General features: G+C 60.9%; 11 protein-coding genes. 7 read left to right on the forward strand and 4 right to left on the reverse strand.

Annotated features, from left to right (window positions below; translation table 11 throughout):
• Nucleotides 1–125: 125 nt before the first annotated feature.
• Together queA and ACU0FH_RS01205 are read right to left on the reverse strand one after the other, a co-directional pair.
• Nucleotides 126–1175, reverse strand: a complete 1050-nt coding sequence (queA, locus tag ACU0FH_RS01200) for a tRNA preQ1(34) S-adenosylmethionine ribosyltransferase-isomerase QueA (RefSeq protein WP_446192994.1) — start codon at nucleotides 1173–1175, stop codon at nucleotides 126–128.
• Between the two features lie 44 nt (nucleotides 1176–1219).
• Entirely contained in the window at nucleotides 1220–4603 is a 3384-nt protein-coding gene (locus ACU0FH_RS01205) for a YhdP family protein (protein ID WP_446192995.1), read from the reverse strand.
• Nucleotides 4604–4701: 98 nt separating this feature from the next.
• Here ACU0FH_RS01205 and ACU0FH_RS01210 point away from each other — a divergent pair, with 98 nt between their 5' ends.
• From ACU0FH_RS01210 to ACU0FH_RS01225, 4 genes are all read left to right on the forward strand, one after another.
• On the forward strand, nucleotides 4702–5163 hold the full coding sequence (locus ACU0FH_RS01210; RefSeq protein ID WP_446192996.1) for a peroxiredoxin: 462 nt from the start codon (nucleotides 4702–4704) through the stop codon (nucleotides 5161–5163).
• Between the two features lie 232 nt (nucleotides 5164–5395).
• Nucleotides 5396–6130, forward strand: coding sequence for a response regulator (locus tag ACU0FH_RS01215; RefSeq protein WP_446192997.1), 735 nt, complete (start codon nucleotides 5396–5398; stop codon nucleotides 6128–6130).
• Nucleotides 6131–6503: 373 nt separating this feature from the next.
• Nucleotides 6504–7862, forward strand: coding sequence for a DUF5930 domain-containing protein (locus ACU0FH_RS01220; RefSeq protein ID WP_446192998.1), 1359 nt, complete (start codon nucleotides 6504–6506; stop codon nucleotides 7860–7862).
• On the forward strand, nucleotides 7816–8358 hold the full coding sequence (locus tag ACU0FH_RS01225) for a bactofilin family protein (protein WP_446192999.1): 543 nt from the start codon (nucleotides 7816–7818) through the stop codon (nucleotides 8356–8358). The genes ACU0FH_RS01220 and ACU0FH_RS01225 overlap by 47 nt, the downstream gene beginning before the upstream one ends.
• A 474-nt stretch (nucleotides 8359–8832) precedes the next feature.
• Here the strand turns inward: ACU0FH_RS01225 and ACU0FH_RS01230 are convergent, their stop codons facing one another.
• Together ACU0FH_RS01230 and ACU0FH_RS01235 are read right to left on the reverse strand one after the other, a co-directional pair.
• Nucleotides 8833–9384: a peptidylprolyl isomerase gene (locus tag ACU0FH_RS01230; protein ID WP_446193000.1), complete on the reverse strand. Its 552-nt coding sequence runs from the start codon at nucleotides 9382–9384 to the stop codon at nucleotides 8833–8835.
• Nucleotides 9377–9883: a peptidylprolyl isomerase gene (locus ACU0FH_RS01235; protein ID WP_238370593.1), complete on the reverse strand. Its 507-nt coding sequence runs from the start codon at nucleotides 9881–9883 to the stop codon at nucleotides 9377–9379. Before ACU0FH_RS01235 ends, ACU0FH_RS01230 begins: the two co-directional genes overlap by 8 nt.
• 127 nt (nucleotides 9884–10010) lie before the next feature.
• Between ACU0FH_RS01235 and ACU0FH_RS01240 the strand changes: the two genes are divergently transcribed.
• From ACU0FH_RS01240 to ACU0FH_RS01250, 3 genes are all read left to right on the forward strand, one after another.
• A complete protein-coding gene (locus ACU0FH_RS01240; RefSeq protein WP_446193001.1) occupies nucleotides 10011–11201 on the forward strand; it encodes a phosphoglycerate kinase in 1191 nt (396 codons plus the stop codon).
• A gap of 113 nt (nucleotides 11202–11314) precedes the next feature.
• Nucleotides 11315–12208: a fructose bisphosphate aldolase gene (locus ACU0FH_RS01245; protein WP_446193002.1), complete on the forward strand. Its 894-nt coding sequence runs from the start codon at nucleotides 11315–11317 to the stop codon at nucleotides 12206–12208.
• Nucleotides 12209–12349: 141 nt separating this feature from the next.
• The gene (locus ACU0FH_RS01250) at nucleotides 12350–12649 is read left to right on the forward strand and encodes an FtsB family cell division protein (RefSeq protein ID WP_088632570.1); all 300 of its coding nucleotides are present in this window, start codon (nucleotides 12350–12352) and stop codon (nucleotides 12647–12649) included.
• Nucleotides 12650–12748 lie beyond the last annotated feature (99 nt).

Below are 12748 nucleotides of genomic sequence, written 5' to 3' on the forward strand. Positions count from 1 at the left end.
CAGTGCCCCTTGTCCGACTCATCCGTAGGGAAATCCCCTTTGGCCGCGACATACCAAGTCACAGTAGCGCCGCAACCCCAGAACTGACCGCGCGGTTTCACCCGGCACAACGGCGCGGGCGACGGTCAGCGCGGGATCAAAAGCGAGGAGTCGCCATAGGAGAAAAACCTGTATCCGGATTTTACCGCATGGCCGTAGATAACGCGCATTTCTTCATAACCGATCAACGCGGATACAAGCATGAGAAGCGTGGATTTCGGCAGGTGGAAATTCGTCATCAGCGCGTCTGTCACGTGGAACTCGAAGCCGGGGTAAATAAAGATATCGGTCTCCCCGCGCCAGGGCGCGATTTCGCCGCCGCGCGCCGCACTTTCGATAAGGCGCAGCGCCGTCGTGCCGACGGGTATCACGCGCCCGCCACTCGCGCGCGTCGCGGCGATTTCGGCAGCGGCCTGTTCGCTGACCTCCCCCCATTCGGCGTGCATCTTGTGGGTGGTCACATCCTCGACCTTGACCGGCAGGAAAGTGCCCGCCCCCACATGCAGCGTCACATGCGTGAATTCCACGCCGCGCTCTTTCAGTTGCGCCAGCAAGGCGTCGTCGAAATGCAGCGATGCGGTCGGCGCGGCCACCGCTCCGGGGACACGCGCGAATACTGTCTGGTAATCGGTCTTGTCCTGTGCATCCGCTGGCCGTTGCGAGGCGATATAGGGCGGCAGCGGCATCTGCCCGGCCTCTTCGAGCGCGGCGTCGAAATCGCCACCGGCAAGATTGAACCGCACGATGCCCTGTCCCTCTTCGACCCCGACCAGCTCGGCCGAAAGCGCGTCGGTGAAATGGATTGTCTCGCCGGGCCGTATTTTCTTCAACGGTTTGATCAGCCCGGTCCAGCATCCATCGGCGCGCGGTTCGAGCAGCGTCAGTTCGATCCGCGCCGCCGTATCGCCCTGTGCGCCACTGCGACGCCGCTGACCGGTCAGCCGTGCAGGGATCACTTGCGTATCGTTCAACACCAGCCTGTCGCCCGGGCGCAGCCAGTCCGGCAGGTCGTATACGTGGGCGTCGTTGATCGTCCCGCGATCCGCCACCAAAAGGCGCGCCGAGCTGCGCGGCACGGCCGGACGCAGGGCGATACGGTCATCGGGCAGGTCGAAATCGAAATCAGAAAGCTTCATGACGCCGCGCTATAGGCCCTGTCGCGGCGATTGACCACTGTCTCTTATCGCCCGCCCCCGGCCCCTTCGCCAAATCCGCCTGCGGGCGGTTTCGCAGTCGGCGCGTTCCTTGTCGCCGGGGTGGTACCGTCGGGCCTAGTCGGTGCAGGCGCGCGAAAGATTTCGCGGATCGCACCGGGGGCCAGTGCCGACAGCGGGTTGACCCCGACCTTCGGGTCCGCCGCCGGACCCGTCAGGGTAAAGTTAAAGCCAAGCAAGCCTTCGCCTTTGCGCGTCAGCACCGATCCGATGGAGTTCAGCAGGTAAACCGGCGAGATCACCCCCTGCATGTTCAGCAGCGCATTGCGCACATCGAATGTCCCGTCCATCGAGATACCGATCGACGGACCCACCGCGCTGGACGAATAAAGCGTGAGCTGCGACGGCCCGAGAAGAAACCGGGCATCGACTTCGGAGAATTGGATCCCCTGCCCGGTCATCTCGTCGAGGAGGCCAATGACGCTGATCGAATTGAGCAGCGCGGCAATCGCCGGGGCGTCCTCGACCCGCGTATTCTCGACCCTTAGCTGGCCGTCGAAATAGCCGGGTTGATCGGCTGGCACGAGGGTCAGTTCGAAACTGCCGTCACGCCCCTGTTTCAGAATACCGGCGGAGCGAAACACACCGCCCGCGTCTTGCGACAAGAGCCGGAAAGCGCTGCGCCCTTTTTGCGGCACCACGCGCCCTGTCACCGCAGTGCCGTCGTTCACCCGTCCCCGGAATTCGCCGTTCAGCCCGCCCGTCGTGGTGAAACTGCCGGAAAAGCCGGTCAGCGCCATGGTATCGGTGATCTGCAACCGGTCGAGCGACACCTCCATTGGGCTGGAAGCCTCGCTGCCACCGCCGCCGCCAGAGCCGAATTGGGCGCTGCGCATATCAAGCGTGCCACCGTAGACGCGCAAAATCGGCGGCGCCTCTCCGCGTCCGACGAGATCGGCGCGCACGTTCAGCCAGCCGCCCATCCGGACAGAGCCAAAACTGACCCGTTCAAGATCACCGTCACCGGTCAGGCTGACCGATCCCTGCGCCGACAGACCGGCGCCCTCGATGGACAGGCTTTCGACCTTGGGCGGCTGGCTCAGCGTTGCAGACAGGGTCAGCTTTCCGGCTGTGTCCGGCCCCTTGCGCCAGCCGATCTGCGGCACGCGCAGATCCACCCCGACAAGTTCGGATTCGATGTTCAGCGCAGGTGGCGTGTCCGGCGCAAAGTCGATCGTGAAACCGGCATCGCCTTGCCCCGACACACTTCCCTTGGGCAATGCGATCCGGAACGTATCAAGCAGTTCTTGGGAAAGTTCGATATTGCCCTCGACACGGCTCGCCTTGGGGGCGCCTTTGCCGATGGGCTGACGCCAGGAGACCGTCGCGGGCACGCCGTCAATCGCGCCATCGCCGGAAATGATGACCTGCCCCTGATCGCCGCGAATACGGAGCCTCTCTGCATTCACAACATGCTCGGGCACCAGAACGGTACTTTCGACATGTTCGAGACTGCCGTCAAAGTGGAATTCGACCTCTTCGAAGGGTGTGCCCTTCTTGAGCGGAGTCGCCAGCGTTCCGGTCAGCTCGATATTGCCCTTGGCAAGGTCCACCGGGAGCGGCGTCTTGTCCATCACCGAAAGCGGCGGCCGGTTCAGGAGCGACAGGGCGGCGGTGATCGGTCCGCTGCCCCGGAACCGCACGATGCCCGGCGCCGACTCGCGGATTCCAATGTCCGGAATGATAAAGGACGTCCCCGAGACATCCACTGCGCCGCCCTCGTCGGCGGTCACAATGCCGGAACTCGCGGTTGCGACAAACCGGTTCTCTGCCAGCGTCGCCTGCCCCGAAGCGCCGGTCATCGTCGGCATGTGACGCTGGAACTTGACCTCGGCATCCTCAAAATCGAAATCGACGTAAACTTCCGGCTTCTGCTTTGGCTCGATCCGCAGCGCGAGGTTCACGTCGCGCAACAGGCCGCTACGGACATTATCCGTGACCCATTTTCGCGGTTTGGCGGCGGCACCGTCGGGCCAGATCTCGATCAGCCTCTCGGGCGTCATTTCGTTCAGATGGGCGTCCATGGCGATTTGCCAGCCCTTGCTGCCCGCCGACATATGGCCCGACATGTTAAGCTCGCTCTCATCGTCGCCGATCAGCAATTCGCCCAGTTGCAGGCGAAACGGGTCGAGTTCGAGACGGAAATCGGCGCTGGCGCTGTCGATTTCGAGCGGCTTTTCATAAAGGTCAGCCGGTTGCAGCACCAGTTCGCTGAACCGGAATTGCCCCACCATTTCCTTGAGCACCTCGCCTTCGGCATTGCCCAGGTAAGCGCGACCCTCGGCAAACCCCGAGCCCCAGGCGCTCGAAATCGAAAGTTCGTCGAATTGCAGCACCTGCCCCGCCGGATCATAGGTGAAATAGCTGCGGGCACCGTCAAAGGGGATCGGGCGCGCGTTAGGATTGGGCTCCACCGCCCCGGCCCCTATCTGGAGCGTCGCCGATAAGGGGCCGAGCTTTCCTTTCTCATCGACCTGCCCGCGAAGCGACCCCGAAATCGGTGCCCGGAGAACGCCCAGCCAGCCAAGCGCGACGCTTTGCGCGGCAATGTCGGGCGCCGCGATATCCCGGATCGAAATGCCGAAACGGGCGGCGACATCACCGATGCGGCTGGTAAAATTCGCCTCGACCAGACCGGCCAGATCGCTGCCGCCAAGCAGGCCCGCGCTGGAGGAAATCTGTAAATCGTCGCCGTCGCGGTCCATAGACAACTGCCCGCCATCCAGAGTCCATGCGCGGCCCTGAAACAGATCCTCGTAGCGCAGCGTGACCCCGTCGACGGAAACCGAGGTCAGGGCGCTCAGCTTTGGCTGGCGCAGGGTCTGGGCCCATGAATCGAGAAGCTGCGGCAGGTTGGCCGCGCTGCGAAACGGCGTCGCGCCATCCCCGAAGAGCAGCGCCATCTTGCCATCGGCATCTCGGCGCAGGGTTGCCAGCACGCCCGACAGGTAGATCCGTTTCGGCTGGACACTACCCTTGAGCAAGGGTCGCATGGCAAGGCTGGCCCCCATGCGGTTCAGCCGGACGATTTCGCGCCCGCTGCCGTCGCTGATGGCCGTGTTCTGCAACCGGATCCGGGGCCGCCAACCGGTGCCGAGCACGAATTCAAGCTCGTCGAACTCAATCTGGAGCGGCGCGAAATCCGCCTCGAAACGGTCCTCGATACGCTCCTGCACCCAAAGGGGCGCGCTCATCGTCCGGCCGATCATCATGTAAACGCCACCGGCGGCGATTGCCCCGAGCAGAACAATGAAGACAAGCGATATCAGACAGGCTTTCAGGGCCAGTCTCCGCTTGCGCCGGGCGCCGCGCGGTAGCGGCTCCGGTGCATTCTGATCGCCCTCAGTCACGATAGCGCAACCCGTTCATTTCCGCCTGCACGCCTTTATTGTCGCCGATAACGCGTTATTATGAAATTCACATTTGTCCCAACTCGCGGAGCCATTCAATGCCCGACATCAACGATCCCGCCCCTGATTTCACCCTGCCGCGGGATGGCGGCGGAACGGTCACACTGTCCGAGCTGCGCGGCGCGCCTGTTGTGCTGTTCTTCTACCCCAAGGACAACACACCGGGATGCACCAAGGAATCCATCGGCTTTTCAAGCGAAATGCCGGCCTTTGAGGCCGCAGGTGCAAAGGTTTTCGGTATCTCGAAAGACAGCGTGAAAAAGCACGACAACTTTGTCGAAAAACATGCGCTGACCACCCCGCTCCTGTCGGATGCAGAGGGCACGACCTGCGAGGATTATGGCGTCTGGAAAGAAAAGAAGATGTACGGCAAGACTTTCTGGGGGATCGAACGCTCGACGTTCCTGATCGGGGCGGATGGAACGATCAAACAGGTCTGGCGCAAGGTGAAGGTCGACGGCCATGTCGACGAAGTCCTTGCGGCCGTACGCGCCCTCTAGGCTTTTGCGCCAGCGGTCCACAGAACGGCGGTTAAAGCTTCTTTAGTCTTATGATGACACCTTGCCATGCGGATCGACCGGCATGGCAAGAATGTCGCTTAGCCGACAGGCGGGTTCCGGTCACCAACGTTCCGCGTCCAGTATCCTTTGGTCCGGCGATCTCTTTACGCCGACCGAAGCTCACGCCCCGCCACCGCGAAGAACTCCGGGCTGCTTTCGAAAAGGATTAGCCATGGCCGCTTTGCATGCGCCAGCTTCGATGAATGAAAACGCTATGGGGAACACGCCCCCCATGAGCGTCCTGTTCTTTGACGACGACCGGGTTGATCGGCTGCGCCTTGACCGGTGCTGTCGCAAGATCGGGTTGCAATTCACCGGCACGGATGCGGCAACGCTGGGCGAACTCAAGGAAGCCATCGACCGGACATCTTTCAACCTGATCTTCCTTGACTATCATGTCGGCGGCGATACCGGCCTTGACGCGCTGGCGATGGTCAACGCCCATGCAAACCAGTCCGCCGCGACCCCGATCATGGCTACCAGCGTTGCCGAGCGCGACATCATCATAGAGGCCATGCGGGGCGGCTGCGTCGATTACCTCGTCAAAGATGAAATCGGCGAGGAGAGGATGAAGCGCGCCGTGCTGCTGGCCATTGAACGCAATTCCTATGAGGCAACGCTTGCGAAGGAGAGAGCCGAACAGGCGCGTCTTGCCAAAGCCGTGGAATGCCTATCGACAACCGCCGCACCGGATCTGCGCGAACAAGTCGATGACCTGCTCACCCGTGTAGAGGCGATTGGCACCGCCGACGACGGTGCCGATGAAACCCGTGAAAGCCTTGGGGCACTTATCAACACCATTCGAAACCTGTCTGCCGAGATGGCGGATATCCTCTCATGCCTCGTTAATTCGGGCGCCAATTCGCCCAACCCGGATGGAAGTGATCGAGTTTCGCGACCGATCTGATCAATTTCCTTCAGAGCCTGCCGCGCAATTCACTTCATTGGCGCGCTTCTTACACGGCAATTGTAAGTAACAATTCATTAAAGCCGAATAATTCATTTAACACGCGTCGTTTCCGGCATTTCCGACACAATCGCCGTCGCTGGACGGCACACCGCGAAATGCCGCTGAAACGCTTCGGTGGTTAACATGGCATTAAAACTCATGTCCTTGCATCTCGGCGGTTTTTTGCCAATTTGCTCAAATTCCGCGCTTACCTGCCGGTGTTGCGGGATGGCCGCTTGCTCAACGGGTATCACGACGATATGCAATGGTCCGTGGTGCAAGCATTGGGGAATGCGCGCCAACTTGGGTGGGATGGGACAAGGAGCACAGCGTGCGGACACGGCTGGCAATCAAGATACACACAACCTTGGAAAGACTCTTTCCTGAACGACGTATCTTCCTCAAATCCGACTCTGATACGCGTTTTATCCGCCTCAAACCCGAAATGCAGCTTATTGCCTATACGGGCGTGGCCGCAATCGTCGGCTGGACCATTGTCGCCACGGCCATCGTCGTTATGGACACGATCGGCGCGAGCAACTTCCGCGATCAGGCAAAGCTCGATCAGCAACTGTTTCAGGACCGGCTGAACGCGATCAGCAGCGAGCGCGACATGCGCGCCGCCGAAGCCGTTGCTGCGCAGGAACGGTTCAACACGGCGCTGGCGCAGATTTCGCGCATGCAGTCCGAATTGCTGGCGTCCGAAACCCGCCGTGATGAACTGGCCACCGGCATTGACGTGATCCAGTCCACCCTGCGCGACACGATGCAGGACCGCGAAGCCGCCCGCAACGCGCTGGCCGCGCTGCAAGAGGAAACATCCGAAGAAACCAGCCGCGTCGCCAGCAGCTCACCCGAGCCGCTGAATTTCATGTCCGAGGCATTGGAAGAGACCGCGGTAGAACGCGACCGGATCTATGCCGACGCGCGCAACGCCATCGAGCAGCGCAACGAGATGGAACTGGAGCTGCGGCTGCTCGAAGAAAAGAACGACCAGATCTTTGGCCAACTCGAAGACGCGATGGCCGTGTCCATCGTGCCGCTGGACGAGATGTTCAAGAGCGCGGGTCTCTCGACGGACCGTCTGCTCGACCAGGTGCGCCGCGGGTACAGTGGCCAGGGCGGCCCCCTCACGCCGCTGACCTTCTCGACACGGGGCGAAGAACCCTCGGCCGATGAAATGCGCGCCAACAAACTGCTGACGCAGATGGACCTGCTGAACATGTATCGCATCGCAGCCAAAAAAGCGCCCTTTGCCAGCCCGATCCGCGACGCCGTTCGCTATACCAGCGGTTTCGGCTATCGGCGCGATCCCAAGACCGGCGGACGCCGTATGCATAACGGGTCGGATTTCGCGGGTCCGATGGGCACCAATATCTATGCGACAGCTGACGGAGTCGTGTCGCATGCGGGCTGGATGTCCGGCTTTGGCCGACTGATCAAGATCAAGCACGCCTTCGGGATCGAAACCTATTACGCTCACAACTCAAAGCTTCGTGTGAAGGTCGGACAAAGGGTCTCGCGCGGGGATCACATCGGTGATATGGGTAATACCGGTCGGGTCACCGGCACCCATCTGCACTACGAAGTGCGTGTGGACGGAACGCCCGTTAACCCCATGATCTACATCAAGGCTGCGAACAATGTTTTCAAAGAGCAAAATCAACGAGCCCGGCTCCAAGAGCGCTGACGAGTCCCACGCGTCCCCTGCCCCGTCCACGTCGACTGGTGCTCCTTCCGCAAGTGACTACAAGACCAGCGCGCCCAAGGCGAAACCGCCCGCGTCGACCCTGTCGGCCGATCTGCACATCACCGGCAACATCAAGACCAGCGGCGACATTCAGGTCGAAGGTACGGTCGAAGGCGACATTCGTGCGCACCTGCTGACCATCGGCGAATCCGCCACCATCAAGGGCGAAGTGACGGCAGACGATGTCGTCGTGAATGGCCGGATCGTGGGCCGTGTCCGTGGTCTCAAGGTTCGTCTCACCTCGACCGCCCGCGTCGAAGGCGACATCATCCACAAGACCATCGCCATTGAAAGCGGCGCGCATTTCGAAGGTTCCGTGCAGCGTCAGGACGACCCGCTGAACCCCGGCCGCTCGGGTGCCAAGCAGACCGGCAACCCGGCAGCAGCCGCAGCACCGCAACCCGCTGCCGCCGCGCCGAAATCGAACGCGTCCTGATCGGGTACGTAAACCGAACTGCTGCCTTAACGCAGGCAGCCGTCATACGAACGAGAAGATGGCTGGTCCGCCCGCAAGGCGGCCGGCCTTTTTCGTTTCGGGACGTTTTGCCACCGTTGTGGTCGGTAACCTGCTCTGATCCTGCCACTGAACTAGTTTCAAGCAACGAGCTACTCTTGGCACTGGTCGTTGATTTTAAAGGCTTGGACGCGTTGCTCAATGATCCGGTTCCGGCTCTGGCAGTCCCATCACAGGCCAGGCCGCAAATCGGCCCCGGCGCTTGCCCATTTGGTACTTGCGACCGTTAACCGGGAACAGACGCGGGAAGAGGTGCTGGAAGGCCATTGCGCGGATGAAGCCGCGCGCCGGTCCTAAGCAATTGTCTCTTGATGCCGGTACGCGTTCAAAGAAGGCAAGCCGGACACCTGAACTTTGAGCGTAATGCGCCGGAGCCCCGCCCCGGCGCAAAAATTTTCATTCGGTAACGGTTACCTTGACCATGCGGTCCGGCTCACCGATCACGGCGCCATTGGGGCCTTCGCCGCGCTTGATCGCATCGACAACATCCATGCCGTCGGTCACCCGACCAACGACAGTGTACTGGCCGTTCAGGCTCGGGTAATCATTGAACATGATGAAGAACTGCGAATTGGCGCTGTCCGGATTCTGCGATCGAGCCATGCCGACGATACCGCGTTCGTAAGGAATGTCCGAGAATTCAGCTGGCAGGTCCGGGCGGTCCGATCCGCCGGTTCCCGCGCGGCGCATGTCATCGCCAAGCTTGCCGAATTCCACATCACCCGTCTGGGCCATGAAACCGTCGATCACGCGGTGGAAAACCACGCCATCATAAGCCCCTGCCTCGGCCAGAGCGGTGATTTGCTCAACGTGCTGAGGCGCGACATCTTCCAGCAGGTCGATGGTGATCGTCCCCGAGCTTTCGCCCGCGACTTCGATCTCAAGGCCAGTGGCCAACGCGGGCCCGGCGGCCAGCAGCATCGTAGCGGTAAGCGCAGGCTTAAACATCTGCGGCCACCTTGACGCTGATCATACGGTCGGGATCCGCTGGCGGCTCGCCCCGGGTGATCGCATCCACATGCTCCATGCCAGAAATGACGCGGCCATAAACCGTGTACTGACCGTTCAGGAAATGGTTGTCCTTGAAGTTGATGAAGAACTGCGAGTTGGCCGAATTCGGGTTCTGCGACCGGGCCGCGCCAAGGGTGCCACGGTCATGCGGCAGCTTGGAGAATTCGGCGGGCAGATCCGGGTGCTCGGAGCCGCCGGTACCAGCCATGCGGATGTTGAACCCGTCTTCCATATCGCCGTGCTGAACGTCGCCGGTCTGGGCCATGAAGCCCTCGATCACGCGGTGAAAGCAGACGTTGTCATATTCACCGGCGCGGGCCAGTTCCTTCATCCGCTCGGCATGCTTGGGCGCCACGTCGGGCATGAGTTCGATCGTGACGGTGCCGTCTTTCAGCTCCATCAGGATCGTGTTTTCCGGGTCTTTGATCTCGGCCATCTGGCTCTCCTGTCTTTTAACCTTTGGCGGATTACCTAAGGCTCGCGGGCGGGAAAGCCAAGTGAACCATTGACCCGTGCCGCAAATGCAGGAAAAACCTTGCTGACACCAAAGGAAAGGGAGCGATATGGGCTGGAACACGCTGGACGATATGGATCTGAACGGCAAACGTGTGCTGGTGAGGGTTGATATCAACGTTCCGATGGAAGACGGGCGAGTAACCGACGATACCCGCATCCAGCGCATTGTCCCGACGCTTAAGGACATTCTGAAAGCGGGCGGCAAACCAATCTTGCTGGCGCATTTCGGACGGCCCAAAGGCAAGCATGTCCCCGAGATGTCGCTGCGTCCGCTGGTGGAACCGATTGCCGCCGCGATTGAGGCGCCGGTCATGTTCTGCGCCGATTGCCGGGGGGATGCCGCCCGGGCTGCTGTCGGCGCCCTGCCCGAGGGTTCGGTTCTGCTTTTTGAGAACACGCGCTTTCAGCCCGGCGAAGAAAAGAACGACGCCGAACTGGCGGAGGAATTCGCCGAACTTGGTGATGTTTACTGCAACGATGCCTTTTCCGCCGCGCACCGGGCACACGCCTCGACCGAAGGCGTCGCACAACTGCTTCCCTCCTGCGCCGGTCGGTTGATGGAGGCCGAGCTTTCCGCGCTCGAATCCGCGCTTGGTGATCCGGAACGTCCCGTTGTCGCCGTCGTCGGCGGCGCCAAGGTGTCGACCAAGCTCGATCTGCTCTCGAACCTGATTGAAAAGGTCGATGTGCTGGTCATCGGTGGTGGCATGGCCAATACCTTTCTTGCCGCAAGCGGGATCGACGTGGGCAAATCGCTTTGCGAGCACGACCTTGCCGATACCGCCCGCGAAATCGCGGCCAAGGCGGTCCAGACCGGGTGCGAGCTTCTTTTGCCGCGAGACGCGGTTGTTGCGCGCGAGTTTGCCGAAAACGCCCCGAGTGAGACCGTCAAGACCGAGGATGTGCCCGACGACGCGATGATCCTCGACGCCGGGCCGGATTCGGTATCTCATATCCTGCAAGTGTTTGAACGCGCCAAGACGGTCATCTGGAACGGACCTCTGGGTGCCTTTGAAATCGCTCCGTTTGACGCGGCGACCAACGCGGCCGCCAAGGCGGCGGCCGACCTGACCCGCGCGGGCAAACTGATTACCGTCGCCGGTGGCGGTGACACGGTGGCCGCACTGAACAAGGCCGGGGCTGCGGAGGATTTCACGTATATCTCGACCGCGGGAGGTGCGTTTCTTGAATGGATGGAGGGCAAAACCCTGCCCGGCGTCGCCGCACTGAAAGCGTGACGGAGGCAGTTAGCGCCACCAGCATTGAAACAAGGTCAGGCATTGCCTAAGACCTTGTGAACGATGGATTCCGGCCAAGAACGGCCTGCCCCGAAATGCGAGTGAAAAACATTATGTCCAATTCCGAACAGACGCAAAAGATGACCTCTGGCAAAGGCTTTATCGCGGCGCTCGATCAAAGCGGCGGGTCCAGCCCCAAGGCGCTGCGCCTCTATGGGATCGAGGAAGACGAATACAGCTCTGAAGCGGAGATGTTCGACCTGATCCATGCGATGCGTTCGCGGATCGTGACCTCTTCGGCCTTTACCGGAGAGCGGGTTATTGGTGCGATCCTGTTCGAAATGACCATGGACCGCGAAATAGGCGGCAAGCCGTCGGCCCAGTACCTCTGGGAAGACTGCGGCGTTGTGCCGTTTCTCAAGATCGACAAGGGCCTTGCAGACGAAGAAGACGGTGTTCAGTTGATGAAGCCGATGCCCGGCCTCGATGAACTGCTCAGCCGCGCCAAGGAGGCAGGTATCTTTGGCACCAAGATGCGTTCGGTGATCAACGCAGCCTCGGCGGAAGGCATCCGCAAGGTCGTCGATCAACAGTTCGACATCGGCGAGCAGGTGCTCAAGCACGATCTGGTGCCGATCATCGAACCCGAGGTGACGATCAGCATCGCCGACAAGAAAGAAGCCGAAGGCATCCTGCTCGACCAGTTGCTGCGCCGTCTCGACGAGCTGCCGGATAGCTTCAAGGTCATGCTCAAGCTGACCCTGCCCGAAACCGAGAACCTGTATCAGCCGCTGGTCAACCATAACCGGGTGATGCGGGTGGTGGCGCTCTCGGGCGGGTACAGCCGTGAAGAAGCCAACGAGCGGCTCTCCAAAAACACCGGCGTCATCGCGTCTTTCTCGCGGGCGCTGACCGAAGGGCTCGACGCCAAGCAGAGCGACGAAGATTTCGACGCCACGCTGGATGAGACCATCGAGGGCATCTACACAGCCTCCAACTCGGGCTGATCGGCCCATCCGCGAAAACCGGGGCGCAGGCGGAAAAATGATGCCTGCGCCCTCATTTTTGGAAACAGGGGATTCACTTGGCGAATCACCTGTGTCATAGTGGATCAAGCGTTTACAAAAAGAACGCATGAGAGGCAGCAGTTGACCCGTTCCACACGTCCCGGCTTAGGCGGTATCTTCTTTTTCGCATTGGCTTTTGCGCTGAGCGCCTATTTCACCTTTGCGGCCGTGCAGGGCAACTACGGGCTGTTCCGACGCGTGGAAATCGCCGCCGAGGCCGACACGCTCAGCCGCGATCTCGCCGCGCTCCAGTCGGATATCAAGGTGATGGAAAACCTCACCAAGCGGCTCTCCGACAACTACCTCGATCTGGATCTGCTCGACCAGCAGGCGCGCGACGTGCTTGGCCTGCTGCGCGCTGATGAAATCGTCATCCGCTGAACGCCCCTTCGACCCTCTGTTTCGTAACAATTTTTCCAAATATCTGCCGGTCTTGCCGTGCGGGGTTTAAATTGCTCGCAACGCTCTATAATCTGCCCT

Source organism: Heliomarina sp. (assembly GCF_052826185.1).

Excerpts from the sequence above, each read along its gene's own strand:
- ACU0FH_RS01215 (WP_446192997.1), top strand. The coding sequence starts at position 5,396 with ATGGCCGCTTTGCATGCGCCAGCTTCGATGAATGAAAACGCTATGGGG.
- ACU0FH_RS01225 (WP_446192999.1), top strand. The coding sequence starts at position 7,816 with ATGTTTTCAAAGAGCAAAATCAACGAGCCCGGCTCCAAGAGCGCTGAC.
- ACU0FH_RS01230 (WP_446193000.1), bottom strand. The coding sequence starts at position 9,384 with ATGTTTAAGCCTGCGCTTACCGCTACGATGCTGCTGGCCGCCGGGCCC.
- ACU0FH_RS01245 (WP_446193002.1), top strand. The coding sequence starts at position 11,315 with ATGTCCAATTCCGAACAGACGCAAAAGATGACCTCTGGCAAAGGCTTT.
- queA (WP_446192994.1), bottom strand. The coding sequence starts at position 1,175 with ATGAAGCTTTCTGATTTCGATTTCGACCTGCCCGATGACCGTATCGCC.
- ACU0FH_RS01240 (WP_446193001.1), top strand. The coding sequence starts at position 10,011 with ATGGGCTGGAACACGCTGGACGATATGGATCTGAACGGCAAACGTGTG.
- ACU0FH_RS01210 (WP_446192996.1), top strand. The coding sequence starts at position 4,702 with ATGCCCGACATCAACGATCCCGCCCCTGATTTCACCCTGCCGCGGGAT.
- ACU0FH_RS01235 (WP_238370593.1), bottom strand. The coding sequence starts at position 9,883 with ATGGCCGAGATCAAAGACCCGGAAAACACGATCCTGATGGAGCTGAAA.